This is a genomic window from Agarivorans sp. Alg241-V36, assembly GCF_900537085.1.
In the GTDB taxonomy this organism is placed as follows: domain Bacteria; phylum Pseudomonadota; class Gammaproteobacteria; order Enterobacterales; family Celerinatantimonadaceae; genus Agarivorans.
In genome coordinates this window covers 906,077-932,267 of the sequence record NZ_UNRE01000001.1, presented here as the reverse complement: position 1 = coordinate 932,267, position 26,191 = coordinate 906,077, and the positions used below count along the sequence as shown (strand labels likewise).

26 protein-coding genes and 1 riboswitch are annotated in these 26,191 nt (G+C 44.5%); of the genes, 14 read left to right on the top strand and 12 right to left on the bottom strand.

The features are described 5' to 3' along the window. Nucleotides 1–25: 25 nt before the first annotated feature. A complete protein-coding gene (gene sixA / locus G6R11_RS04455; RefSeq protein ID WP_163131821.1) occupies nucleotides 26–490 on the bottom strand; it encodes a phosphohistidine phosphatase SixA in 465 nt (154 codons plus the stop codon). Nucleotides 491–648: 158 nt separating this feature from the next. On the opposite strand from sixA, the gene G6R11_RS04450 reads away from it, so the two are divergent. After that, entirely contained in the window at nucleotides 649–3,435 is a 2,787-nt protein-coding gene (locus tag G6R11_RS04450; protein ID WP_163131820.1) for an insulinase family protein, read from the top strand. Between the two features lie 37 nt (nucleotides 3,436–3,472). On the opposite strand, the gene G6R11_RS04445 is transcribed toward G6R11_RS04450, so the two are convergent. From G6R11_RS04445 to fadI, 3 genes are all read right to left on the bottom strand, one after another. Then, nucleotides 3,473–3,670: a hypothetical protein gene (locus G6R11_RS04445; RefSeq protein ID WP_163131818.1), complete on the bottom strand. Its 198-nt coding sequence runs from the start codon at nucleotides 3,668–3,670 to the stop codon at nucleotides 3,473–3,475. Between the two features lie 109 nt (nucleotides 3,671–3,779). Next, on the bottom strand, nucleotides 3,780–5,903 hold the full coding sequence (gene fadJ, locus G6R11_RS04440) for a fatty acid oxidation complex subunit alpha FadJ (protein ID WP_163131816.1): 2,124 nt from the start codon (nucleotides 5,901–5,903) through the stop codon (nucleotides 3,780–3,782). Further along, entirely contained in the window at nucleotides 5,903–7,210 is a 1,308-nt protein-coding gene (fadI, locus tag G6R11_RS04435) for an acetyl-CoA C-acyltransferase FadI (protein ID WP_163131814.1), read from the bottom strand. Before fadI ends, fadJ begins: the two co-directional genes overlap by 1 nt. A gap of 180 nt (nucleotides 7,211–7,390) precedes the next feature. On the opposite strand from fadI, the gene G6R11_RS04430 reads away from it, so the two are divergent. From G6R11_RS04430 to G6R11_RS04405, 6 genes are read left to right on the top strand one after another with little or no spacing between them, the layout of a single operon-like run. Beyond that, nucleotides 7,391–8,347 carry a MoxR family ATPase gene (locus G6R11_RS04430; RefSeq protein ID WP_163131812.1) on the top strand — a complete coding sequence of 319 codons (957 nt, stop codon included), beginning with the start codon at nucleotides 7,391–7,393 and terminating at the stop codon, nucleotides 8,345–8,347. Beyond that, a complete protein-coding gene (locus G6R11_RS04425; protein ID WP_163131811.1) occupies nucleotides 8,347–9,261 on the top strand; it encodes a DUF58 domain-containing protein in 915 nt (304 codons plus the stop codon). The genes G6R11_RS04430 and G6R11_RS04425 overlap by 1 nt, the downstream gene beginning before the upstream one ends. Next, nucleotides 9,254–9,799 (top strand): DUF4381 domain-containing protein, encoded by a 546-nt coding sequence (locus G6R11_RS04420; RefSeq protein ID WP_163131809.1) that lies wholly within the window; start codon nucleotides 9,254–9,256, stop codon nucleotides 9,797–9,799. Before G6R11_RS04425 ends, G6R11_RS04420 begins: the two co-directional genes overlap by 8 nt. Further along, complete coding sequence (locus G6R11_RS04415; RefSeq protein WP_163131807.1) at nucleotides 9,792–10,796, top strand: VWA domain-containing protein; 1,005 nt, start codon at nucleotides 9,792–9,794, stop codon at nucleotides 10,794–10,796. Before G6R11_RS04420 ends, G6R11_RS04415 begins: the two co-directional genes overlap by 8 nt. Next, nucleotides 10,789–12,531, top strand: a complete 1,743-nt coding sequence (locus G6R11_RS04410; protein ID WP_163131805.1) for a VWA domain-containing protein — start codon at nucleotides 10,789–10,791, stop codon at nucleotides 12,529–12,531. The genes G6R11_RS04415 and G6R11_RS04410 overlap by 8 nt, the downstream gene beginning before the upstream one ends. After that, a complete protein-coding gene (locus G6R11_RS04405; RefSeq protein WP_163131804.1) occupies nucleotides 12,532–14,124 on the top strand; it encodes a BatD family protein in 1,593 nt (530 codons plus the stop codon). It begins immediately after the preceding gene. A 15-nt stretch (nucleotides 14,125–14,139) separates the two neighbouring features. On the opposite strand, the gene G6R11_RS04400 is transcribed toward G6R11_RS04405, so the two are convergent. After that, the gene (locus G6R11_RS04400) at nucleotides 14,140–14,424 is read right to left on the bottom strand and encodes a DUF406 family protein (protein ID WP_163131802.1); all 285 of its coding nucleotides are present in this window, start codon (nucleotides 14,422–14,424) and stop codon (nucleotides 14,140–14,142) included. A gap of 153 nt (nucleotides 14,425–14,577) precedes the next feature. Between G6R11_RS04400 and G6R11_RS04395 the strand changes: the two genes are divergently transcribed. The 4 genes from G6R11_RS04395 (at nucleotide 14,578) to G6R11_RS04380 (ending at nucleotide 17,914) form a co-directional block, all read left to right on the top strand. Continuing rightward, entirely contained in the window at nucleotides 14,578–15,144 is a 567-nt protein-coding gene (locus G6R11_RS04395; RefSeq protein ID WP_163131800.1) for a sigma-70 family RNA polymerase sigma factor, read from the top strand. Beyond that, on the top strand, nucleotides 15,113–15,859 hold the full coding sequence (locus tag G6R11_RS04390; RefSeq protein ID WP_163131798.1) for a DUF3379 domain-containing protein: 747 nt from the start codon (nucleotides 15,113–15,115) through the stop codon (nucleotides 15,857–15,859). Before G6R11_RS04395 ends, G6R11_RS04390 begins: the two co-directional genes overlap by 32 nt. Nucleotides 15,860–16,156: 297 nt before the next feature. Beyond that, nucleotides 16,157–17,428, top strand: a complete 1,272-nt coding sequence (locus G6R11_RS04385) for an outer membrane protein transport protein (protein ID WP_163131797.1) — start codon at nucleotides 16,157–16,159, stop codon at nucleotides 17,426–17,428. 93 nt (nucleotides 17,429–17,521) lie between these two features. Next, entirely contained in the window at nucleotides 17,522–17,914 is a 393-nt protein-coding gene (locus G6R11_RS04380) for a MerR family DNA-binding transcriptional regulator (RefSeq protein WP_163131795.1), read from the top strand. Here the strand turns inward: G6R11_RS04380 and G6R11_RS04375 are convergent. Further along, nucleotides 17,911–18,495 (bottom strand): thymidine kinase, encoded by a 585-nt coding sequence (locus G6R11_RS04375; protein ID WP_163131793.1) that lies wholly within the window; start codon nucleotides 18,493–18,495, stop codon nucleotides 17,911–17,913. The genes G6R11_RS04380 and G6R11_RS04375 overlap by 4 nt on opposite strands. Nucleotides 18,496–18,514: 19 nt before the next feature. Beyond that, nucleotides 18,515–20,095 carry a Na+/H+ antiporter NhaC family protein gene (locus tag G6R11_RS04370; RefSeq protein WP_163131791.1) on the bottom strand — a complete coding sequence of 527 codons (1,581 nt, stop codon included), beginning with the start codon at nucleotides 20,093–20,095 and terminating at the stop codon, nucleotides 18,515–18,517. Nucleotides 20,096–20,151: 56 nt separating this feature from the next. Next, a riboswitch (Lysine riboswitch) is annotated at nucleotides 20,152–20,322 on the bottom strand. A 176-nt stretch (nucleotides 20,323–20,498) separates the two neighbouring features. Between G6R11_RS04370 and G6R11_RS04365 the strand changes: the two genes are divergently transcribed. Then, the gene (locus G6R11_RS04365) at nucleotides 20,499–20,906 is read left to right on the top strand and encodes an H-NS family nucleoid-associated regulatory protein (RefSeq protein ID WP_163131789.1); all 408 of its coding nucleotides are present in this window, start codon (nucleotides 20,499–20,501) and stop codon (nucleotides 20,904–20,906) included. Nucleotides 20,907–20,960: 54 nt separating this feature from the next. Here G6R11_RS04365 and galE read toward each other — a convergent pair whose 3' ends face one another. Both galE and queE read right to left on the bottom strand, forming a co-directional pair. After that, nucleotides 20,961–21,974 (bottom strand): UDP-glucose 4-epimerase GalE, encoded by a 1,014-nt coding sequence (gene galE, locus G6R11_RS04360; RefSeq protein WP_163131788.1) that lies wholly within the window; start codon nucleotides 21,972–21,974, stop codon nucleotides 20,961–20,963. A 46-nt stretch (nucleotides 21,975–22,020) separates the two neighbouring features. Further along, nucleotides 22,021–22,698 (bottom strand): 7-carboxy-7-deazaguanine synthase QueE, encoded by a 678-nt coding sequence (gene queE, locus G6R11_RS04355; RefSeq protein ID WP_163131786.1) that lies wholly within the window; start codon nucleotides 22,696–22,698, stop codon nucleotides 22,021–22,023. A 66-nt stretch (nucleotides 22,699–22,764) separates the two neighbouring features. Between queE and queC the strand changes: the two genes are divergently transcribed. Continuing rightward, entirely contained in the window at nucleotides 22,765–23,421 is a 657-nt protein-coding gene (queC, locus tag G6R11_RS04350; protein ID WP_163131784.1) for a 7-cyano-7-deazaguanine synthase QueC, read from the top strand. Nucleotides 23,422–23,423: 2 nt separating this feature from the next. Beyond that, on the top strand, nucleotides 23,424–24,002 hold the full coding sequence (gene rrtA, locus G6R11_RS04345; protein WP_163131783.1) for a rhombosortase: 579 nt from the start codon (nucleotides 23,424–23,426) through the stop codon (nucleotides 24,000–24,002). Here the strand turns inward: rrtA and pyrF are convergent. From pyrF to G6R11_RS04330, 3 genes are read right to left on the bottom strand one after another with little or no spacing between them, the layout of a single operon-like run. Then, complete coding sequence (gene pyrF / locus G6R11_RS04340; RefSeq protein ID WP_163131781.1) at nucleotides 23,991–24,689, bottom strand: orotidine-5'-phosphate decarboxylase; 699 nt, start codon at nucleotides 24,687–24,689, stop codon at nucleotides 23,991–23,993. The two genes, rrtA and pyrF, sit on opposite strands and share 12 nt — an antisense overlap. Before the next feature lie 5 nt (nucleotides 24,690–24,694). Further along, nucleotides 24,695–25,864, bottom strand: a complete 1,170-nt coding sequence (gene lapB / locus G6R11_RS04335) for a lipopolysaccharide assembly protein LapB (RefSeq protein ID WP_163131779.1) — start codon at nucleotides 25,862–25,864, stop codon at nucleotides 24,695–24,697. After that, a complete protein-coding gene (locus G6R11_RS04330; RefSeq protein WP_163131778.1) occupies nucleotides 25,864–26,154 on the bottom strand; it encodes a LapA family protein in 291 nt (96 codons plus the stop codon). Before G6R11_RS04330 ends, lapB begins: the two co-directional genes overlap by 1 nt. Nucleotides 26,155–26,191: the final 37 nt, after the last annotated feature.

Sequence of the window (26,191 nt, the reverse complement as noted above, 5' to 3'; positions counted from 1 at the left end):
TAAGCTAGTTTATTAACTTACTTTGTTACAAAGTGACTGGATGCTGCAGGGAGATAAAGCTGTTTTCTTGCCCTACCTGCAACTCGGCCACGGCGGCTGTACTAAATAATGGGGCGCCAGCATCTGCCACTAAACCTTCTACAATAAAGCCAACTAAAGGCAAATGAGATACCACCAACATGCTGCCTTGTGGTTGCTCTAGAGCAAGCTCGTTAATTAGAGCCACTACCGCAACTTCATCACCAGAAGGAGTAAGCTCATTTAGCTCAATAACCTTTACCGCTTCTGGTAAAGATTTAGCCAAACCTTGCCAAGTTTGCTGAGCACGCAAGTATGGGCTCACCAATACGTAGTCTAATTGCGGCAATTTATCAGCTAAATACGCCCCCATTTTACCTACTTCATTTAAGCCAGACTGATTGAGTGCTCGCTCGCTATCGCTAGCTGCGAACATTTCGGCTTCACCATGACGCATGATAAATACTTGCATAAAAGGGCTCTTCTTAATAATTGAGACGTGTTAAACGCTTAAGCTTACTAATTTTGGCTGCTAATTTAATTGATATGCCACAAAACATCCATCAGAGTTTGCAAGACCAAGTTAAGCGACTGATAATCATACTATCGACATAAACAAGGAATGTTGCCTTGCGCTCTAGCCCTAACGATCCAAAACATTATCGTTACATAACATTAGACAATGGTCTTAAGGTCTTGTTAGTTCAAGATGAATCAGCGCAAAAGTCGGCTGCTTCACTGGCAGTAAATATTGGCCATTTTGACGATCCCAAGCACCGTGAAGGGCTGGCTCACTTTTTAGAGCATATGCTTTTTTTGGGTACCGACTCCTATCCCAAAGCAGGTGAGTACCAAAGTTTTATTAATCGCCACGGCGGTAGTAACAACGCGTGGACTGGTACCGAGCACACAAATTACTATTTTGATATTGATAACGAATGGTTTGATGAAGCCCTAGATCGTTTCAGCCAGTTTTTCATTTGCCCATGTTTTAATCCCGAATTAGTAGAGCGCGAGCGCCAAGCGGTAAACTCAGAGTACCAACTCAAAATTAAAGACGATGTTCGCCGCATCTATCAGGTGCATAAAGAAACGGTAAACCCCGAACACCCATTTAGTCAGTTTTCAGTGGGTAGCTTAGACACCCTTAGTGACGGCGACAGTTTAATTCGTGACGACCTGATTGCTTTTTATCAACAGCACTACTCCGCTGACTTAATGTCACTCGCCGTGCTTAGCCCTAATGAGCTTGACCAAAATGAAGCTCAGGTGCGTCAGCTGTTTGCCGCTGTGCCACAGGTAGCGGTTGAAAAAGCCCAAATAGCGCCCTTTTACTTGCCAGAGCATTTGGCCTTAGAAACGCATATTCAGCCAGTTAAAGATCTTAAAAAACTTACCTTGTCATTTGGCTTTGGTGACATGGATTCACTGTATAAGCAAAAGCCGTTAACTTATATTGCTCATATTTTGGGTTATGAAGGGCCAGGCAGCTTAGTGGCTTTATTACGCCACGCAGGTTTAATTAACTCTATGGCAGCAGGCGGTGGAGTTAGCGGCAGTAACTTTAAAGACTTTTGCATCAGCTACTCCTTAACCGATGAAGGCTTGAACTGCATAGACTCAATCATTGATGCCAGCTTTAGTTACTTGGAGATGATTCGCCAACATGGCTTACAAGCGTGGCGCTACAGTGAAAAACAACAAGTATTTGAACGCGCTTTTCTCTATCAAGAGAAATCACGCGCAATCGACTTGGTCTCCCACCTAGCCATTAACTTGCAACACTATCCGCCCGAAGATGCTATTTATGGCGATTACGCCATGGAGAACTACGATCAAGCGCTGATATCGCAATGCCTAAAACAAATTGTTCCAGAGCGAATGAGGATTACTATAGTCTCCCCCAATGTTAAAGGAGATAAAGTTGCTAAGTGGTACCACACGCCCTACTCGGTAAAAAAAATAGAGCTGGAGCGCATTAAACGTTGGCAGTCGCCGAACGAATTAGAAAGCTTGAAGTTACCCGCCAGCAACCCATTTTTGTCGTTTAACCCTTCGCCTTTGGTTGAAGCTCAAGAACAAGAAGCCGAACCTCGGCTAATGCTCGACAAACCTGGTTTTCGTTTGTGGTTTAGCAATGAGCCGGAGTTTAGAGTGCCCAAAGGGCATTTGTATGTGTCTGTAGATTCAAAGCATGCAGTCGCCTCGGTGAGAAATATCGTCTGCACCCGCCTAATGGTGGAGCTAATGTTAGACCACTTAAGTGAAATGACTTACCAAGCCGAAATCGCCGGTATGTCTTATCAGCTGTATGCCCATCAAGGCGGCTACACTCTGCATTTATCTGGTTTTAGTGATAAGCAAATATTACTGCTTAAAATGATTATGAATAACCGTTTATTTGGTCATTTTGAGCGTAAGCGCTTTGGCATAATCAAACAGCAGCTGGCTAAGCATTGGCAAAACCAGATGCAAGTAAAACCGATTTCGCAATTGTTTAGCGAACTCACATCTTTACTGCAACCCAATAATCCACCGCCTAGCGCCTTACTTGAGGCCTTGGAAGACGTTCAGCTAGAAGAGCTGCCCGATTTTGTGGCCAAGCTTTACCAGAACATTCACATTGAGATGCTGGCCTATGGCAATTGGTCGGAGCCAAAAATTGCTAAACTGGGTGAGTTTATTCAACAAGAAATATCACCCGATACCAGCCCATCGAAGGAAACACCTAGAAAGCTAATTAGCATTAAAGATCAAGGAAGCTTGCTCTACGAAGTGGAGAGCCAACAAAATGATTCGGCACTGATGATTTATTACCAAAGCCGAGACTTAACCCCAGAGAGCATTGCCTTGTTTACCTTAAGCAACCACATAATGACCTCAACCTTTTTCAATGAACTACGCACCAAGCAGCAACTGGGTTACATCGTAGGTACTGGTAATCTGCCGCTTAACCGCCACCCCGGCATTATTTTCTATGTGCAATCTCCCCATGGGCAACCACAAACATTGCTTAATGCTATTAATGACTTTTTAGATGAGTTCCCAGTATTGATGTTTGAACTAAGTGATGCGCAATGGCAACAAAGCAAGCAAGGGCTTATTGCGCAAATACTCGAACGAGAAAGTAATATGCGCACCCGCGCCCAGCGTTTTTGGGTAAGCATAGGCAACAAAGATCTCACCTTTAGGCAACGCCAGCGTGCCGCAGAATGTATTGAAAAGCTTGAACGCGTTGACTTGGTTCGATTTATGATGAGCTTAAAAAGTAAGCAGCGAGACCGGGTGATTGTTTACAATCATGGAGCAAGCGAACAACAGCCTGAACCTTTAAATACCCATCATTTAGAAACAGTGCGGATAATTAACAGCCGTAGTGAATTTCAGAGTGATTCAGCGATTTATTGCTACAACTAGTAAGAATTGGTGTTTCGGTACTTATTTTATTAAGCAGCTAGGCTTTCATACGGCTATCGTTGAAGCCTTGGCTGCGCTTCACGTTAAGCTTCTGGTGAGTCCAGAGTAGCGGCATACATAGCGGGCCAAATAACAAGCCAGCAACGGTCCAACGCCAACGCGGCAAAGAAAACTTAATGGCTTCAATGTAGAAAAATAGGCCAAAACAGGCTGAAAACAACAAAACGAAAAACATACAACTCGCTCTAATACAGACAAGGTGTGGGATAGTAACAGAAATGTCTTATTTAGACTAAAGCCAAGGCGAATAATTCACCTTGGCTTTGTTTGACTTGCTTTACAGCTTAAGCGTAATAGCTTTCACCTTGGTCAGCCATGGTTACTAAGGCTTCACAGGGTTTAAAGCGTTCTCCGTAGCTTGACTCCATCGCTTGCAGCTCTTTTACCAAAGTAGCGATGCCGATGCTGTCCATAGCGCGGAAAGGCCCACCTAAGAAAGGCGGGAAACCAATTCCGAAGATAGCGCCTAAATCACCATCTCGAGCACTGCGGATTACTCCTTCATCTAAACAGCGAGCTGCTTCGTTAAGCATCATATAAACACAGCGCTTGGATAAAGTGCTAGCATCCATTGCAGCCTTAGGTTTAACACCCAACACTGAATAGACTTTTTCATCCACTTGCTTAGCTTTTGATTTTTTACCCTTGCCGTATAAGTAAAAACCACGGCCATTTTTCTTCCCTAAACGTTTGTCATCAATCAACTTGGCAAACGCATCAGGCGCTTTAAAACGCTCACCTAACTCAGCTTCCAAAATTGGGGCAATTTTAGAACCAACATCAATGCCAACTTCATCAAGTAAGGTCATTGGGCCTACTGGAAAACCATAGTCCAACAAGGTTTTGTCTAAATGCTCTATGCTTTGCCCTTCTAGCAACAGCATAGCGGCTTCATTCATGTAAGGCGCTAAAATGCGGTTGACGTAGAAGCCGGCACCATCTTTAACCACAATGGCAGTTTTACCTTGTTTACGGGCAAACTCTACCGTGTCAGCAATGGTTTGTTGGTTAGTCCCTTCGTGAGGAATAATCTCTGCCAAAGGCATCTTTTCAACTGGGCTAAAGTAATGCAGGCCAATCACTTGTTCAGGGCGCTCAGCTTTAGCTGCAATTTGTCCAATAGGCAGTGAAGAAGTATTGCTGGCAAAAATTGTTTGTGGGTTACAGTTGGTTTCTATGTCAGTAACCATTTGCTGTTTTAGCGATAAATCTTCAAATACAGCTTCTATTACAATTTGGCTGGTTTGCATGCCGGTAAAGTCGGTGCCGCCAGTAATATTGTTCATTTGCTGCTGCAATTGTGCGTGAGTAATAAAGCGGCGTTTGCGCTTTTTATCCAGTAACTTATAAGCGTAATTTAATCCGCCTAATACCCCTTTCTCGCTAATATCTTTAATTCGAACCTGTGCTTTTGCTTTGGTTGCAGACACAAAGGCAATACCCGCCCCCATTAAACCACCGCCCAATACCGCAACTTGATTAATCTTTTGCGGCGACACACCTTCAAACAAGCTTTCTTTCTTCAACTCGTTTGAGGCAAAAAACAAGCCTCGTAGTGCTGCTGATTCAGGGCTTTTCACCAAATCAGCAAAACGTTTAGCTTCTTCTTGGTAAGCGGCTTCGGAATTTTTTTCTATCCCCGCTTTTACACAAGCAATAATTTCCATTGGTGCCGGGTAGTTGCCACGAGTTTTACTTAAGGTTTGTTTAGTCACTTGAGAAAACAGCACGTTGCGGCCTAGAGGATTGCCCTCTAGCAATTTTGACACTGTATTAAGTTTGGCTTTAGGTTTACGCTTGGCTTTACCTGCGTATTTTTTAGCAACATCGAGCAAAACACTGTTTGGCACCATTTCATCAACCAAACCGCTTTTAAGCGCCTGCTTAGGGCGTAGTTGTTTGCCCGTAAGCATCATCTCTAGGGCTTTTTGAATACCCACCAACTTAGGCAAGCGTTGCGTACCGCCACCGCCTGGCAATAGGCCAAGCTGTACTTCCGGTAAACCTAGGCTGGTTTTATCATCTTTACTACATACTCGATAATCACAGGCCAAAGCCACTTCTAAGCCACCACCTAAGCAAGGGCCATGAATAGCCGCAATTACCGGAAACGGTAGCTTAGCTAAACGTGCAAATACTTTATGCCCGTCTTGCGATAGCTTTTGTGCATCAGCTGCGGTTTCGCAGTTATCCAGCATGCCAATGTCTGCGCCGGCAATAAATGAATCAGGTTTGCCGCTGTATACCACCATTCCGGTCAATTGTGATTGAGTAGAAAGGTCATCCAAAATGGCATCAAGCTCTGGGCCAAACTCTGCTTTTAAGGTGTTCATGGTTTCGCCTTGAACATCAATCTTTAGCAGCGCTACATTCTCTTCAATTGTTAGGGTAAAAGTTTGTTGTTCCATTACTCAACCTCCAAAACCATGGCCGCACCCAAACCACCTGCCGCGCAGGCCGTGGTTAAACCTAGTCCACCACCGCGACGACGAAGCTCATTAAGCATTTGCGTAATCATTCGTGCGCCGGTGGCAGCAAAGGGGTGACCATAAGCAATTGAGCTACCCATTACGTTGAACTTCTCCATGTCAATTTCACCCAAGGCCTTGTCTCGGCCAATGGATTGTGCAAACTCATCACTGGCAAACATCTTTACATTGGCTAAGGTTTGCGCAGCAAAGGCTTCGTGCATTTCAATTAAATCTAAATCTTGCAGAGTAATACCCGCGCGGTCTAATGCGATAGGCGTGGCATAAGAAGGCCCCATTAACATGTCTTCCCACACGTCGATACCGGCAAAGGCATAACTTTTTATGTAGCCTAAAATCGGTAAACCTTGCTCTTTGGCTTTGTCTTCACGCATTAGCAAGACCGCGGCCGCACCGTCGGTAAGCGGAGTGGCGTTTGCCGCAGTGACCGAGCCATGTTTGCGATCAAACACCGGCTTTAACTTGGCCAATTTCTCTTCGCTTGAATCACCACGAACATTGTTGTCGCGGCTAATTGAGGTTTTAAAAGGCTCTGGGTAGGCAGTCATCACTTCATCGTCTAGCTTGCCTTCTTCCCAAGCTTGATGAGCTAAACGATGCGAGCGCGCTGCTAACTTATCTTGGTCGGCGCGTTTAATGCCATGGCTTTTGGCCATTTGCTCGGCGGTTTGCCCCATGGAGATACCGGTAGAATACTCCGCCACTGCCGGTGGTACCGGCACCAAGTCTTTAATTCTTAACTTTTTAATGATATTCCAACGTTGCCCAGCGCTACGTGCTTTAGATAGGTCTAGCAAACTGCGAGCAAGTTTTTTACTTACACCAATAGGTAGCACTGACGATGAATCTGCGCCACCGGCAATACCACAATCAATGGTGCCAGCCATGATTGACTCAACCACGTTAACCGCGGCTTGAAAGCTCGTTGCACAGGCACGAGACACACTGTAAGCATCGGTAGATACGTCTAGTGGCGTGCCTAGTACAATTTCGCGGGCAATGTTGGGAGCAGCAGGCATTTGAACTACTTGACCAAAAACCAATTGCTGAATTTCTTTCACGTCGAGGTCTACGCGTTTAATTAATTCATTTACCACCATTTTGCCGAGGTCGACAGCAGGAACATCCTGATAAGCAGTAGATTGACGAGCAAATGGGGTACGCAATCCAGCAACTACTGCTATGCGTGAGCCATTCGCGGTTTGTAAAGATTGTTGTTGGTGCATTCAATTTATCCTTAACAAGTTAAGAGGTCAGACCTCATAAGCTTTATATTAACCATTTCTTCACATAATTCAAACAAGCGATTAAAACTAGTAGTAAGCCGTCAAATTTAAAGGAAATTTTTTGAGCCTAATTGCAGAGTGTTTTATCATCCGCATGCGATGAACAATTCAGAGGATAAAATGAGTAACAACACACTATCGGCCATTCGAGATTACCTTAACCAAAGCATAGTTGGCCAAACTGAATTTATTAATCAATTACTTATCGCTTTATTAGCCGACGGGCACATTCTCGTAGAGGGTCCACCAGGACTCGCCAAGACCCGCGCGGTAAAAGCACTATCTGAGTGTATAGAAGGTGACTTCCACCGCGTCCAGTTCACACCAGACTTATTGCCCGCTGATTTAACCGGTACCGATGTATTTCATCCAGAGACCGCCAGTTTCAGTTTTCAAAAAGGGCCTATTTTTCACAACCTTGTGTTAGCAGATGAGATTAACCGCGCCCCTGCTAAGGTGCAGTCAGCCTTGCTAGAAGCCATGGCTGAACAGCAAATCACCGTTGGCAGTAGCAGCTACCAGTTGCCTAAACTGTTTATGGTAATGGCAACCCAAAACCCGATTGAGCAAGAAGGCACCTACCCGCTTCCCGAAGCCCAGCTCGACCGCTTTATGTTTAAGCTGTGTTTAAACTATCCTGATGCGGAAAACGAGCTAAAGATCCTTCAGCTTACTGAGCGCGAAGCCAAGCAAGTACATCTGCGTCAGCCAGAACCGCTCACTCAACAAAAACTGTTTGCCCTGCGCCGAGCCATTATGGAAGTGCATATTGCGCCGCAACTTAATCAATATATTGTTGATTTAGTCGTAGCCACTCGCCAGCCCGAACGCTATACCGACGAATTTAGTCAATGGTTAGAATTTGGTGCTAGCCCGCGCGCCAGCATTTCCCTAGCCCGTGCCGCGCGCGCTAAAGCATGGCTTGAAGGGCGAGACTTTGTTAGCCCAGAAGATATTCAACAGCTTGCTTACCCAGTATTGCGCCACCGTTTATTGCTAAGCTATCAAGCGCAAGCCAAAGGCATTCAAGCTGATGCCGTGATCCAACGTTTGCTTGAATTGGTGGCCTTTGCCTAATGGATACCATTAGTCGCCAATCGCCAGTCAGTTTACAGATTGAGCAGTTGATAGAAGCGCGCGCCATTCACTTAAACATGCCGCCTTGGCGTCAAGTAAGCAGTAGCCGCCATGGTAACCGCTTAAGCAAGGTACGTGGGCGTGGCATGGAGTTTGACGAAGTGCGCCATTACCAACCGGGAGATGACATACGCTGCATCGACTGGCGTGTGACTGCGCGCACCGGTAAAACTCATACCAAGCTATTTAGAGAAGACCGCGAACATCCGGTGTTTATCTTTCTTGATTTATCGCACTCGATGTATTTTGGTAGTGGTGACAAACTCAAGTCGGTATTTGCCAGCGAATTAGCCGCTTGTTTAGGTTGGAATGCACAGCAACTGGGCGAACGAGTGGCCTTAACCCTTCACCTAGGTGAACAAGCCCATAACCAAAAACCTGCAGCCAGTAAAACCCATTGGCTAGCTCAGCTGCAAAGCATTGTAGAAGTGCATAACCAACAGTTTGCGACTCTAGCTCAGCAGCAACTGCAAGATTGTTCTCCTACTCATAACCTTGAGACTTTATGCCAATTGGTTAAAACCGGCTACCAAGTGCATTTAATCAGTGACTTTTACCACTTTGACAGTGCCGCAGCTTTGCATTTACAACGCCTAGCTAGCCACAATCAGGTTTTCGCTTGGCAAATTAGCGATCCCTTGGAACAGCAGCTGCCCAAGGCAAGCACCGCAATGCAACTGCAAGTTAGCAATGGCAATAGCGAGGGATATTTGCAGCCCGACAGCAAAGCATTTAGGCAGCAGTTTAGGCGCTTAGCCAAACAACGCCAGCAACACATTGAACAGATGTTGCAGCAGGCGCGTATTCCTCATCAGCATTTTTCAACAGCTTTAGAGTGGCAGGACTATGCCTGAGCAAACGAACCCTTTAGCAGATTTAAAAGACATTATTTTACCCGCCAGCTATGAAACCGCCCTACCCGCCATAGGTTGGTGGCTACTCGGTCTGTTGGTAATTGTTAGCCTAGTGGTGCTAATGTTTGTAGCTTGGCGCTATTGGCAGCTAGATAAACCACGTCGCGAAGCCATGCAATCAGTAAAGCAACAGTCCATGAACTTGGCAGAACTTAACCTATTAATGAAACGCCTAGCCTTAAGTTATTATCCGCGCCAGCAAGTCGCCTCATTAAGTGGTGAAGATTGGTTAGCCTTTTTAGATAGCACCTCCAGAAAAAATTCGACGGTTTTTGCTGAACAACATAGCGCTTGGCAACAAGCCTTGTATGCTGCAGAACCAACAGAATCAAATCAGCCGTGCATCGAATTGGCAGAGCAATGGATTAAGCAACTTAGGCCGCCGCTTAACCTAGCCAACTTGTTTGGCTTCAAGTCAAAGCAGCAAAATACCGACCAACAAACTAGCAGCGCCAATAAGGGAGGCGCAGATGTTTGAGTTTGTTTGGCCTTATGTATTCTTGCTGCTTCCAGTGCTTTGGCTAGTGGAGCGTTTTAGCCAAGTTAAGCAACAGCAAAGCGAAGTTTTAGTTAACAACAGCTTGCCTTTCACTAAAGCACAAGCAGCCTTAGAACAAACCAATAGCCCACTTAAAATTGGCTTTAAATGGCTAGTGTGGTGCTTGTGTATTACCGCGCTCGCACGCCCAGTGTGGCTAGCCGATGAAGTGCAAGGCCTTAACGAGCAAGGTCGTGATTTACTGTTGTCAGTAGATATGTCGGGCAGTATGCAGATCAAAGACATGCAGCTTGACGGAGAAGCGGTTGACCGTCTCACCGCTCTCAAGTTTTTGCTCAGTGAATTTATTGAACAGCGCCGCGGCGACCGCTTAGGCATGATTTTATTTGCCGACCATGCCTATTTGTCCAGCCCATTAAGCTTTGATTTAGACAGTTTACTGATTCAAGTAAACGAACTGGTACATGGTTTAGTGGGTGATAGAACCGCTATAGGTGAAGGCATTGGTCTGGGCATAAAACAGCTAATGAACCACCCTGCAGAACAACGTATCTTAATATTGCTTACCGATGGTCAAAATACCTCAGGCTCGGTAGACCCAATGCAAGCCGCTGAAATGGCAGCTATAAACCAAGTGGTCATTTATACCATTGGTGTAGGTGCCGACGAGCTTTACCAGCAAACACTATTTGGCTCTCGCAAAATAAACCCCTCGCAAGACTTAGATGAGGGTGCGCTAATTCGCATTGCAGAAATGACTGGTGGGCAATACTACCGTGCTCGCAGCACCGAGGAATTATCGCAAATTTATCAGGAAATAAACGCCTTAAACCCTATCTCCGAGGCCCAACAATTTTACCGACCACAATACGAGCTTTATTTTTGGCCACTAGCCCTAGCCTGCCTATTGTTAATGGCCAGTTTAGCCAGCCCGCTATTAATGCGCCGCTTTGATCGGGAGGCCAGCGATGTTTGATATAAGCTTCCTTCGCCCCGAGTGGCTGCTGCTAAGTCCGCTACTCTTGCTGTTATTGATGAAAAAACAGCAGCGTGAACAATCGGCTTGGAGCAAGTTACTTAGCCCAGGCATTGCAAAATACTTGGTTGAAACACAAAAACAAAACAAGCAATCACAATGGTCGCTCGCGGCTTTATTTGCCTTGATTTTAATCGCCCTAAGCGGCCCCAGTATTATTAGTGATAATGTGCCGATCTATCGCGAAGGCTCGGCCCGAGTGCTCATCATGGACATGTCTTATTCGATGCGCGCACGCGACGTAAAGCCCGACCGAGTAGAACTGGCAAAATACAAAGCGCTAGACCTACTAGACCAATGGAAAGACGGAGAAACGGCCCTTATTGCTTATGCCGGCGATGCCTTTGTACTTAGCCCATTGAGCAGCGATACCAATACCCTCGCTAACCTGGTTCCCCACCTAAAGCCCGAGTTGATGCCAGCGCATGGCTCAGCACTTAACCTCGCCATTGAGCAAGCCGCCGAGTTAATTAAACAAGCAGGCTACGCCCAAGGTGATGTTGTAGTGATTGGCGATGGGCTCAGTGAGCAACAAATGCAACTTAGCCTAAGCAGTTTGCAGCAACACAAACTACGGTTCTCGATGTTGGCATTAGGCACCAAAGATGGCGCGCCGATCCCTTTAGAAGATGGCAGCATGCTCAAAGACCAATCTGGCAGCATTGTTATCGCCAAATTGGAAGCAGATAACTTCCTACCACTTTGCCAAAAGACTGGTGGCATTTGTCAGCTAATCAGTGCCGACAATAGCGACATCGAAAAACTAAGCTCACTGCGCAGCCGCGATTTTGATAGCGAGCAACAAAGCAATCAACAAGCTCAGGTAAGAAAAGACATCGGCTTTTACCTCTTACCTTTTATTTTGTTAATGCTACTCAACAGCGTGCGTCGCGCAGAGCTATTGCTAGTAAGCTTGTGTGTGAGCATCTTTGCTCTGCCCAAGCCAGCTCTGGCTAACTCTGTTTGGAAAAACCAAACCCAGCAGGCCCAACAGGCTTTTGAAGAAGAGCGTTTTGCTGAAGCAGCCGAGCTATTTAAAGATCCTAAGTGGAAAGCCTCTGCCCTTTACAAAGCAGGCAAATACCAAGAAGCGCAACAATTGTTTACTCAAGACAGCAGCGCCAATGGATGGTTTAACCAAGGAAACACCCATAGCCAACTTGGTGATTATCAAAAAGCCCTAGAAGCTTACGACCAAGCACTTGAGCTAAAAGGTGACTTCCCCGCTGCACAACACAATAAAAATCTAGTTGAAGAGCTACTAAACCAACAGCAACAACAGCAAAGCCAGCAGCAGTCGGATCAGCAGCAAGACTCTGAGGATTCTGAGCAATCAGAATCGGATTCTTCCCAGCAGCAAAACCCGCAACCACAAGGCGGCGAAGACCAGCAAGAAGAGAGCTCACCGTCTGAGCAAGAGTCAGAGCAAGAGTCAGAGCAAGAATCCGAGGCAGAGCAACAACAAGCTCAAGCCGAGGATGAACAAGCAAGTGATGAACAAGAGCCTGAGCAAACTACTCAAGCGAACAGCACACAAGGAGAGCCAAGTGACGAAGAAGAATTACAAAAGTGGCTCGACGAACTGCCCAATGACCCAAGTTTATTGCTCCGAAATAAAATGTACCTTGAATATCAAAAACGACGTCGTCAGCCAAGTAATCAGGAGAACTGGTAAGTGAAAGCGCTTAGTGTAATTTTTATTCTTTTACTTAGCTTTAATGGTTATGCCACCACTAAAGTGACCGCCTCGGTGAGTCAAAACCCCGTGGCGGTAGGTCAGGCTTTCACCCTGGAGATAGTGGCAGACGATACCTTAGCGGCCAGCGAGTTTGATTCATCGGTATTGTTAAGGCAAAAATTTGTAGTGGGCAGTACCTCAACCAGCCGCCAACACACCAGCATTAATGGTGAATCATCAACTCAGACCCGCTGGACCACCACTTTGTTAGTCCGTGAAGAAGGCAACTACCTGATTCCGAGCTTTAATATTGGCGGGCAAAACACCACACCTATTCAACTAAAAGCTAAAGTCATCGCTGCGATTGAGCCAAGTAAAGATCAAGTTCGCATGGAAGTAAGCCTTGATAACGCCGAGGTTTACATTGGTCAGCCGGTCACCTACACCGCCAAAATTTGGGTTGCGAACAGCTTAGACCAAGCTAACATTATCGCGCCCAGCATGTTGGGCGCCAAAATCGAAAAGTTGGGTGACGACAAACAAGACTTAGAAGTGATTGACGGCAAGCGATATCGCACCCTCACCCGCCATTGGTTACTTACGCCAGAAAAAGCCGGTGAATTTGAAGTAAGGGGTCCGCGACTTAGCGGTTTAGCTAACGACATCAACCGCCGCGCTCGACCGGTAGACATTGCCGCGCAAACTCTGTCTTTAGAAGTAAAAGCCCCACCTGCGAGTTTCCCAGGTACCTGGCTGCCGTCTAACGACCTTTTGCTATATGAAGAAATTCAACCTTTGCAAAGTGACTACCAGCAAGGTCAAGCATTTACCAGAATCATCAACCTAACCATTGCCGGTATTACCGAAGATCAGCTACCTGAAATAGATATAGATTACGGCGAGGATTTTCGCGTTTACCCAGAAGCTTACCAAGACCGCACCATCGTTAAAGACGGCATTGTATTTGCGCAGCGCACCCTTAATGTAGCGCTCATTCCAGTAAACGAAGGCGAACTCACTCTGCCCGGCTGGTCGCTACCATGGTGGGATTTAGCTAAAGACCAACAAGCCAGTGCAGATATTGCGCCGCGCACTATTACCGTGGTGGCTGCACCGGTTAATCAGCAACTGCAAACACTCAGCAGTAATCAGAATATTGCTCCTGAAGTGATAGAAAAGCCGAGCACCTCTTTATGGACCTGGTTTTTCGCCTTAGCGTGGCTAATCACAATGGCGCTATTGGTTTGGATAATTAAACGCAAAAAAGTTGCTACAACTGCGGAGACAGCGCTTGAACAAAGCGAGTATACAACTGCATTAGATGATGACTATTGGGCGCAATTTTCAGCCGCATGTAAAAGCGGTCAAATGCATCAAGCAGAACAAGCATTAGGGAAGTGGATAGCTAAGCAAGAGCTAAACAGTAGTTTTGCCAGCTTACATAAAGAAATTAGTACCGCAAATTGGGCTAGCGAGGCAAAAGAAGATTTCGATTTGGTCGCATTTTTTCAACAATGCCAAGCTTTAAAGAAGCAGCATCAGAACAAAAAAGAGCAAGGAGAAGCAGCGCTCTCCTCGCTCAATCCATAACTTACAACAGCGTGTTTAGCGGTTTAAGCCTAATTGGAAAATTAGGCTTTCTGCTTGGCAACAAAAAGTAAACGAAGCAGCCAGCTTAACGCCGCCTTCTACAGCGCTAATCTCGCTGCTAATCTCACAAGGATCAGATTCAGCTTTACGCGCTTTTTCTACCAACAGGTTCAAACGGGTTTCGGCTTGTTGTTGCTCGGCAAACACTTCTTCAACTTGTGCTGTACACTCTTCACCGTCGATAACGGCACCAACATCAACACAACAACAAGTTTTAGATTCTTCTAACTTAGTTTTCATCTATTTTCCTTTCATTTACAACAGGCCTTAGTTATAACTCATCAATCTAAACCAAAGCGAAATCAGGTGTATAGTGTGTACCATAGACCAAGTACGGTCTCTTTGATGCGTATCATAACAGATTAGCCTTCTACGTTTTATCTAGGAAATTACATGGTTGTTGATTTTTTTCGAAAGAAAAACCAAACCGACTCGGTCATGTCGGATATGGAAGCAAAACAAAAACGTTATGAAGCCCTAGTACAGGCTTACAATAAGGATGTTTACCGTTACGCCTACTGGCTAGTAAAGGATAAGCATGTCGCCGAAGACATAGTTCAAGAAACTTTTCTTAGAGCTTGGCGTTCACTCGACAGCCTTAAAGATGAAAAGGCAGCTAAAGCATGGTTAATTACCATTCTTCGCCGAGAAAATGCCCGTCGCTTCGAGCGAAAACAGTTTAACTTGGTCGATATCGAGGACCACTCTGTTGCCGATGTAAACGCTACATCTACCGAGCAACAAATTGAAAACGAATGGTTACGACGCCAAATAGATAAACTGGCACCTGAATATAAAGAACCGCTGCTACTCCAAGTGATAGGTGGATTTAGCGGCGATGAGATTGCCGAGATGTTAGAGCTAAATAAGAATACTGTAATGACGCGGCTTTTTAGAGCAAGAAATCAGCTCAAAGAAGCCTTAGATAATGACCAAGAACGAGGACAAAGCAATGGATGAGCTAGAATTTCGCCGCCAGTTGTATACCAATCCTCGAGAGCGTAGCGATACGCTTATACAGGAAGCAACCCGCACGCCTAAAAATAAAAAGCTGTATGACGAGATGCAGCAGTTTGAATCTAAGCTAGAGCAAGCACTTGATGTAGATGTGCCCGACGCCCTAGCAGAGCGATTAATTCTCAGCCAAAGCTTTGATGATTCGCAGTTAGAATATCGCCGTAAAACGCGAGTGCATATTGCCATGGCAGCATCAATTGCCTTTGTGGTGGGTTTAAGCTTTAGCTTAGTTAATTGGCAACTACCCGCAGGCCATACAGATATGGGACAAGTGGCTCTAGAGCATGTCTATCATGAAATGCCCTTCACCAGCGGTGTCGATGAGCAACCTAACTTGCAAACCATTAATGCCAAGTTAGCGCGTTATGGGGCAAATTTTGAGCAGCTGCCTGGCGAGGTAGTTTATGTTAACCACTGTGCATATGCCGGCGCTCCAGCATTTCATATGATTATGAAAGGTGAAATGGGCTCAAACATTAACGTCTTTGTAGTGCCCAAGTCCACCGAGCTACAAGCAGTGGAAAGCTTTGCCGATAAAAAGATGCACGGGATGGTCTCCAAACTATCTAATGCCAACCTTGTGGTAGTGGGCGAACGCAATGAACCGATAGAAAAAGCGCTCCGTACACTTACTGCAGATTTAAACCAATCTATTTGATTTAATTAATTAAAAGTCAACGCCTATTGTCTTATCAATGGGCGTTGATTTTTTTGTTTGTAAACTAGTAATAAAGCTCAAAATTCCCGCTTGATGTTTCTAAGTAATCATTTATATTTCTTAATTCACCACGATCAAACAAGTGTTTAACTTTTGTGCAGCAGCTCCAACTTTTGACATAAATCATTAACAAACGCTTAACAATTATTATTTTAACTCTTAATCTGGTCAGAGGTCAGCGCTCTTACTAAGACCATACATAACTAAACGTTTAACCCCGTAATTAGAGAGGGAACGATGAAGATAAGGAAATTGCCACTCGCGCTTCTTGCCGCGTCAGCTACATTCACTGCCGCCCATGTAAACGCCGCCGGTTTTCAATTAGTAGAACACTCTGCTTCGGGGCTAGGCCGCTCGTTTGCCGGTGAAGCCGCTATTGCCGATAACGCAGCCGTTATGGCACGCAACCCTGCCGCAATGTCGATGTTCGATACCATTGCAGTATCTGGAGCCTTGAGTTATATCGCCCCTGACGTTTACGTAAGAGGCAACACAGGTAACAGCGGAATAGATGAAGCCTTAACCAACAACGATGTAGTACCCGGTGCGGCAGTACCTGCAGGTTACTTTATCCAGCCACTTAGCGATAAGTGGGCTTGGGGTGTAGGTATGTTCTCGAACTTTGGCTTATCTACCGACTACCCTGAAGACTACCCCGCAGGCTCTCTTGCTGGCCAAACTGAACTAATCACTCTTAATTTAAATCCTAATGTCTCGTACCGCATTAATGACCAATTTAGTGTTGGTGCCGGTGTAAACGCCGTTTACGGTACTGCTAAATTAGTGCGTAATTTTGGAACTAATAACTCAGGCTTTCCTGAAAGCGGTACTGCCGCTTCATTGGAAGGTGATGGTTGGGGCTTTGGTTGGAACATTGGCGGTATGTGGGAAGTGAATGAAGATCACCGCTTTGGTATTAGTTACCGCTCTAAAGTCGATTTAGACTTTAAAGGTGACTACCACTCTGACATTCCAGAAAGCTTAAGTGACAACCCATACGGAACCGGCGGAAAAACCATTGGTGGCGAGCTAACCCTAAACCTTCCTGACATTTTTGAAGTATCTGGCTACAACCGCTTAAATGATGCCTTTGCCGTGCACTACAGCTATGTATGGACTGGCTGGAGTACCTTCCAAGAAATTAACGCCACATCAGAAGGCATTGGTAGTGTATTAAATAAGCCTGAGAAGTTTAGTGATTCTTATCGCGTATCATTTGGTGGTACTTGGTATCTAAACCAAGCTTGGGAACTTCGCGCTGGTATGGCCTTTGACCAAAGCCCATCTCGCACCCATAAAACCATTAGTATCCCCGATAATGACCGCTACAACTACGGCATTGGCTTTACCTACCACCTAAGTGACAAAGGTAACTTAGATGTAGGCTTTACGTACATCCAAGGTAAAGAAGGCGCCTTCGAAGAGGAGCTAAACGAAGACATTTCTATACCGTTTGTATCGAAAGGTGATGCTTACATCGCTGCGATTCAATACAACCACAGCTTCTAGATCTTGTTTAGCAACCGGCAAAGTGCCGGTTGCTTGACCTAAGCATAAGATTAACCCACGCTTCAGGTATCCATTCACATACCGAGGGCTGCCATGGTAAATAACCCTACCCCCTACGCCATTAGCGATTTAGCGCAAGAATTTACCATAAGCACTCGCAGCATTCGTTATTACGAAGACCAAGGTTTATTGCAACCGGTTCGCGATGGCAGCAAACGCCTTTTCTCAAAACACGACAAACTTCGGCTAAAACTAATACTACGTGGCAAGCGTTTAGGCTTTTCTTTAAAAGAAATAAAAGAGTTGTTCGATTTATATGACGCGAAGTTAAGCAGCGGAAAAGAAGTAGAAGGTTTAATTGGCAATATAAAACTACGCAAGTTGAGCTTGTTGCAACAGCTAGAGGACATTCAGGTGGTATTAATGGAGCTTAAGTCAGCAGAGCGCCGCTGTAACGACGCTCTGAAACACCTCAACAAAGATTAATGCTCGCCAGCATTGCCTTGAATAAAGTGCTTACGACATAAAGATACATAGCGCTCGTTACCGCCAATCTCTATTTGCTGCCCTTCACTGACAACTTGACCATTTTGATCAATGCGCGCATTAAAATGCCCTTTATTACCACACCAGCAAATGGTTTTAAGCTCTTCTAGTTTGTCGGCTAAACACAGTAAATGATAAGCACCTTCAAACAGCTCACCCATAAAGTCAGTTTTCAAACCATAAACCATCACTGGAATATGCAAATCATCCACTACCTTAGCCAGTTGATAGACTTGAGCTTTGCTAAGAAACTGCCCTTCATCAACAATCACTACATCTTGTTTATGTTGCTGATTTTTAGCTGCAACCAACTCGAACAAGTCTTGCTGCTTGCAAAATGTCTCTGCAGCTAAAGATAAACCGACTCGTGCTTTAATTGTACCCACGCCATCGCGGGTATCCATTGCCGGAATAAGCGCCAAAGGGTTCATGCCACGCTCTTGGTAGTTAAAATGCGCCTGAATAAGCTGGGTAGATTTCCCCGAGTTCATCGCGGCATATTTAAAATGTAATGAAGCCATTTACAGCGCTGTTCCTTGTTTATTTACTGCTTAGTGCCAAAGCTGAATTTTGCTGGCGATGGTACAAAGTTGCGATAGTAATGGCAAACAATAACAGACCAACGGCTAATGAGGCGATCACACTTCCGGTTGACCCCATCACTAAGTAACAAGCAATACTTATTTTTGCCACCAGTAAAGCATAAGGAAGCTGAGTTGCAACGTGGTCGATATGATGACAAGCAGCGCCGGTCGACGACAAAATCGTGGTATCTGAGATAGGTGAACAATGGTCACCAAATACCGCACCAGCTAATACTGCAGACAACATAGGCAAGATTAAACTTACGTCACTAGCCACAGACATATCAGCAGCAATTGGCAGCATAATGCCAAAGGTTCCCCAGCTAGTACCAGTAGCAAATGCCATTAAACCAGCCAGTGCAAACACCAATACCGGCATCATGCTTGGGCTAATGGCGCCGTCTAACTTAGAGGCAAGGTATTTGCCCGTTTCCATGTCGCCAATAACGCCACTAATTGACCATGCAAAAAACAAAATCAGAATCGCCGGGCTCATTGCTTTTACGCCAACCCAAATGGCATGGCCAAGTTGTGCCAAGCTCAGTTGTTGTTTAAGGGCAAAACCAAGGCTAATCAATAAACCAACAACACCACCGGTAACCAAGGATAAAGTCACGTCGGTATTTTCGAGCGCGGCTAATAAGCTAAATGCTTGTCCTTCTTCTAAGGCAGCCGCTCCAGTTACCACAAAGCTAGCAAAAGTAACCAAAGTTAAAATTACGATGGGTAGTACTAAACCAAGCGGTGAGCCATTGTCAGCTTCAAAGTCATGATTAACGCTACCTGCAGGAATACCTTTTTTCTCATCAAACAATTGCCCCTGCGCAGCATTTTTCTCGTGCTGCTTCATTGGACCAATATTGATATTAAAATAAGCAACCACTAAGGCCATTAACAAGGCAAAAATGGCATAGAAGTTTAGTGGGATCATGGTGGCAAACGCAGCCAGCGGCGTGATATCGGTAATGTTATGAGTTACCAATAAGCCGCCAACCAAGGCAATAATGTAAGCGCCCCAACTAGATAAAGGCATAAGCACACACATTGGCGCAGCTGTTGAGTCAAGCAAGTAAGCTAGCTTAGCGCGTGATACTCCCACTTGGTCTGTAAGCGGTCGTGCAACACTGCCCACCGCCAAACTGTGGAAGTAGTCATCCACAAAAACCACAAAACTTAACAAGGCAGTGGTTACTGTAGCGTGACGTTTAGTTTTAATCCGTTTCTTAGCCCACTCAGCAAAGGCAGATGTTGCCCCGGTAGCGGTCATTAAGCTGGTCATCGCGCCTAGTAGCAGCAAGAAGATAATGATTTGTAGATTCCACCAATTTGGTGCACCGTCATCCCAAGCTAAGCCTGCTGCTAGCTGCGACAAATAAATACCAGAATCTACAAAAGAAAAGTTACTAAGTAATAGAGCACCGGTGACGATGCCACAGCTAAGCGCAATAATCACCCGTCTTGTTGCTAGGGCAACCAACAGCGCAATCACTGGTGGAAGAATAGATAAAAATGAATCGGTATAAGCAATGGTTTGCATGTTTTCTCTGTTTTTAATTCAGAGAGCAAATTGAGTGACCAGAAGCCGAAAGGCTTTCACTCTGTAGCTCTCCATAGTTGGACTATGACAGTATCGTATTTATTAAATCCGACACCAGTAATTAACCTTGATAAGGCTAGTTACTTCGGCGCGGGCCCCTTTCATACAGAATCATTGGAATCACCCCACTCTGCACTACTTTTGACCAGCGCTCCTCTACAATATAGCGTTAAGCGCTGCATTATACTTAAACACACAGAGCATTCAACCAAAACAGACTGCAATCTCAAGTAGTGAATCACAAACTATATTGCTTATTTAAGTTTAGTTTATTGACAAGTTTTATTTAGTAATTAATATTTTAGTGTAGATTAACCAATACTAATAAATATATAGGATTAACATGAGCGATTTCGTTAAGGTATTTTTAAACGCAAGAAGTCTTAAAGCTGCAACAAAAGAATTATCAATTGAGCAATTAGAAGATAGCTACAATAAACTTAAAGTCATTTTAGATGAACGTTTCGCTCAACAAGCTGAAGAAGAAAAACAACAGCAAGAAAAACGCGAGAAGTTAGAAAAATATAAAGCCCTACTCGAGCAAGATGGTATTGACCCAAGTGAATTACTATCAATGATTGGTGACGCGCCAGTTAAAGAGCGTAAAAAACGCCAACCACTGCCAGCTAAATACAAGTTTATTGACGAAAATGGTGAAGAAAAAACCTGGACAGGCCAAGGCAGAACACCTTCTCCTATCCAACGTGCAATAAAGAATGAAGGTAAAACTAAAGAAGATTTTCTTATCTAGTTTATTGCCAATATAAAAAAGGAGCCTTAAGGCTCCTTTTTTATTCCACAACGACTAAGAGGCAAAGCCATTTGGGTTGCCTTGTTGCCAACGCCAAGAATCCTCAGCCATATCATCTAAGTTTAACTCTGCCTGCCAATCTAATTCTGCTTTAGCGAGACTCGGATCAGAATAACATGCAGCAATATCACCTGGGCGACGTGGAGCAATTTGATAAGCAATTGACTTACCCGACACCTTTTCAAACGCAGCGAGCATTTCTAATACGCTGTAACCTTGTCCGGTGCCTAAGTTGTAGGTGACCAAACCTGAATTAGCCGCTAATTTGTTTAAAGCCTTTAAATGGCCTTTAGCTAAATCCACTACGTGAATGTAGTCTCGCACACCGGTGCCATCTACGGTGTTGTAATCATCGCCAAACACACTTAATTGAGCTAATCGACCTACCGCAACCTGAGTAATATAAGGCACTAAGTTGTTAGGAATACCGTTAGGATCTTCACCAATTAAACCAGACTTATGGGCACCAACCGGATTGAAATAACGCAGTAAAGCTATGTTCCAACTGTCATCCGATTTATATAAGTCGCTAAGCATATCTTCAACGATCAACTTAGAGCGCCCGTAAGGGTTAGTAGCGCCAGTTGGAAAGCTTTCTAAAATTGGAACAGTATGTGGGTCGCCATATACTGTAGCCGACGAACTAAAGACTAAATTTTTTACATTATGCTCAGCCATCACTTCGCATAAGCTTAAAGTACCAGAGACATTATTTTGATAATAATGTAATGGGATAGTTGTTGATTCTCCGACTGCTTTTAAACCCGCAAAATGAATAACGGAAGTAAAGTTATGCTGACTAAAAACAGTGTTAAGCTCTGCTTTGTCTCGAATATCAACTTGATAAAACGCTGGGCGCTTTTGACAAATTTCCTCAATTCTATCAATTGAGGCTGCATGAGAGTTACAAAGGTTATCAACAATAACCACTTCTTCTCCCTGGTTTAATAACTCAACCACAGTGTGGCTGCCAATATAGCCTGCTCCACCGGTTACTAAAATAGTCATAACAATCCTTTATAAAGTAATACGTTTGGCTCCATCGATGGGGCCGCTATTCAATGCCAATAAATTTATGAGTTTGTAAAGATAAGCGCCAGTTGTTTTCTATACAAGCTTCAATACATAAGTCAGTCGCTCTTTGCTGCTGGCTAATTGGTTGTAAACACACCAATACATCTAGGTTTTTAGTCATACCAGCTAATAGATTCTTTAAATTAGTTAAATCTCGCTCTCGAGCCACAGGATGTTTTATTTCGTTGGCCCGATGTAAAGCTTGCTCAATAACGACTTTTCCGCCTTTCATCTCTACTTTAGGCGATACGGTTACCCAAGCTTTGTTGGCAACTTTTACTGGATAAGTGCCACTGGTTTCAATTTGTACCGAATAACCGGCTTCAATTAGCGTTTTGCTTAGTTCCGTCAAATCATACATGCATGGCTCACCACCGGTGATAACCACATGTTTTGCTTTATACAGAGTTTGAAACTGCTCAAGCAATTGAACCGCGGTTAAATGCGCCCAGCGCGCGGTATCGCCACTAGCACCAATTATTAGCTCTGGCTCTACTTTGTCGGAATCTAGTACCTGCCAGGTATGTTTAGTATCACACCATGAACAACCTACATCACAGCCCTGTAACCGGACAAATATTGCAGGTACACCAGTATGAAAACCCTCCCCTTGGATGGTTTCAAACACTTCGTTAACAGGTAAAGCAAAAGATGCCATTTGTATCCCAGATCATAATAAGCGAAAATCTAGTGCAGTATTAAAACACATTTTAAAGAGCAAATAATGAAAGAAAAAGCGGTAGTGATTTATTCAGGTGGAATGGACTCATTCACTGTTCTGCATAAAACCCTGCAATTGGGCCTACAACCTTATGCTCTTAGCTTTAATTATGGCCAACGCCATGTAAAAGAATTGGAATACGCTCAAAAGGTAACTGAAGAACTTGGTATCAAGCATAAAATCGTAGATATTACTGCAATCAATCAATTACTGGCTGGTTCTTCACTCACCTCTGACATAGATATTCCCGAAGGGGACTATCAAGAAGAGTCAATGAAATCTACGGTAGTGCCGAACCGCAATATGATTTTGCTATCTTTGGCTATTGGTTACGCGGTATCGATTGGTGCTAAAAAAGTCTTCTATGGCGCTCACTCTGGCGACCACGCTATCTACCCCGATTGTCGCCCAGAATTCGTAAAGAAAATGAACGATGTGAGCCTTATCGCTAACTATGATGCTGTAGAAGTAATAAGCCCCTACCTTGAGCAATCTAAAATAGACATTTTAAGCGATGGATTAGCTATGGGTTTAGATTATGGCAAAACCTGGACCTGTTATAACGGTCGAGAGCATGCCTGTGGTAAGTGTGGCGCCTGCCAAGAGCGTTTAGAAGCATTTAAACTAAACGCCGTTACAGACCCTCTAAGCTACGAATAAATATGCTCAAGTATTTTGTCGGCCGCTTTTGGTTTTTACTTATAATCATCACCTGCTCGTGGTTTACCCTAGCTCACACCGAGCTTATGAGCTGGAATAAACAGTTGATAGCTGAAGGCGAATATTGGCGAATTATGACGGGTAATGTTAGCCACAATAACCTTATCCATTGGTTGATGAACGTAGCCACCTTAGTACTGGTTTATTTTGTTTTCGATGACCGATTATCAAATAAACACTTTATGTTGCTTAGTATTAGCTTATGCATTGTGGGTGGTGGACTGCTATGGTTTGCTCGATATGATGAGTATGTAGGGCTATCTGGTCTTATCCATGGCTTAATTGCCTACGCAGCAATGGTTGATTTATTAACCGACAAAAAGCGTGTGGGAAGCATAGTTCTGGCGGGTTTAAGTGCAAAGCTACTCATGGAGCAACTATACGGTGGTGACCCATGGGTCACCGACTTAATTGGCATCGACGTTGCCATCGATGCCCATTTATTGTTTGCAGTACTCGGAATTAGCTTTGCTTTGTTGTTATGGTGGCCGTTATGGCGCAATTACCAACTAGGCACTTAACTCAGCATTAATAGAGCTTAATACTTCTGCAGGAGAGCTAGCTTGAGTGATTGGTCTGCCTATCACTAGATAATCTGAGCCTGCAGTAACTGCTTCAACGGGTGTCATAATTCGACGTTGGTCGCCTTGCGCACTCCCGGTGGGTCTTATGCCAGGAGTCACTAAAGCGAAATCTTCACCAAGTTGAGATTTTAGCAGTTTAGCTTCGTGGGCCGAGCACACCACTCCGTCTAAACCAGATTGCTGAGTTAACTTGGCTAAACGCTCTACTTGTTGCAGCGGGCTAAGTTCTATACCTAACTCCAACAAGTCAGATTGATCCATGCTGGTTAATACCGTCACCGCTATCAGTTTAGGACGCTTGTCTCCATAGGGTTCTAAAGCAGCTTTAGCAGCTTCCATCATTCTACGGCCGCCACTGGCATGCACATTAACCATCCACACACCCAATTCAGCTGCAGCAGTAACAGCTTTAGCTACCGTATTTGGAATATCGTGAAACTTTAGATCGAGGAAAACTTCAAAGCCTTTACTATGAAGCTCTTTCACTAATTGAGGGCCGAACAAAGTGAACATTTCTTTACCCACTTTTAGACGACATGAGCCCGGCTCTAATTGCTCTACAAATGCCATACATTGATTAATATCTGCATAATCAAGGGCAACTAATACCTTGGGGTCTTGCATTGTTACTACTCTCCGTCTAAGCCCACTATTGGTTTAACTGTGCCCCAGCTCTTACATGATGGACAATGCCAATATATAGAGTGAGATGAGAAGCCGCAGCGTCGACACTGATAGTGAGGTTTAATCTTTAATTGTTGGGTAACCAAGCCTCGCAGAACTTGCAGGCTTTGTTTAGCTTGGCCCTCTTCAGCAGATGCTAAATGAAGGCCCATTAAATGGTGAAATCCTTTCATGGTAGGGTTGCGCTTAAGCTCATCCACCAATAGTTCCTGTGCTTGCTCAGCGCCATGCGCCTCACGATAAATAATCGAAAGCTCTACCACCACACTTGCAATGCTCTTTATTGAAAGGCAATACTCTAAAAACTGCTGGTAATATTCTGGCTTTGCTAAATTATCGCTGCAGGTTTTGTAAAGTGATAAAGCATCGGAAGCAAAATCGATATCTTGCTCTGGGATTCTATTCAAATTTTTAAGGGCGGCTTTGTAGTCGCCTTCGGCATTTTGGATTTGAGCAAGGTGCAAACTGGCTCTTACACATTTCTTGTCAGCACTAAGGGCTTTTTTCAGTAAGCCTTGGCTCTTCGAAAGTTTACCCGCCGTTTCGAGCTCTTGAGCTTGCTCGCAATAAAAATGCGCTATCTGGCGATTAACGTCACTGAGCTCTTTAGGATCAATTTTTTTAGCTACCGCAATGGCTTGTGGCCATTCTCGGGTTTGCTGATAAATACTTAGTAACTGCTTTAATGCGAGCTGGCGGTAATCAGGTTCTTCTTGCAGCTCTATCAGTAAGGCTTCGGCTCTATCAAACAAACCCGCGGCCAAGTAGTCTTTGGCCAATTGATGTAACGCTAAGTTTTTTTGATCAATATCGATGCCTTCGCGGGCAATCAAGTTTTGGTGAATGCGAATGGCTCTATCCACTTCTCCGCGTTGTCGGAACAAATTGCCCAACGCGAGGTGGGTATCGATGGTTTCGGAGTCTACTTGCAGTAATTCGACAAAGAGGTCTACGGCTTTATCTGATTGGTTGGATAAAAGAAGATTTAAACCTTCTACATATTGCTTAGATACGTGATTCGCTTGCTGTTGCTGATTTTGTCTAACACTGCGCTGCCCCATATACCACCCATAAGCGGCAGCAACTGGTAGGAGCAAAAACAACAAGCCTAGCATTAACTATCCTTGACCGTCTCGTCTTGTAACTTATTCAGCTGTTTTTGCTGCTTAGCCAAACGACGTTTTAGGCCGGCACTTTCTAAGCGGATACGAGTATAAAAAGCTAACAAAAATAGGAGACAAGTAATGAAGCCAGCCACGAATAAGCCGGCCATAAGCCATGACAAACGCATGTCTGACTCTGCAATAAGGTAGTTAACACTTACTACTTGATCATTTTGCGCGCCCACAGCAAGTGCGGTAACAAACAGTACAACTAATAACAGTGTCGAGAATATTGCTTTCACATAACCTCCCAGAGCCAAACAAAAGCTAGGGAAATTA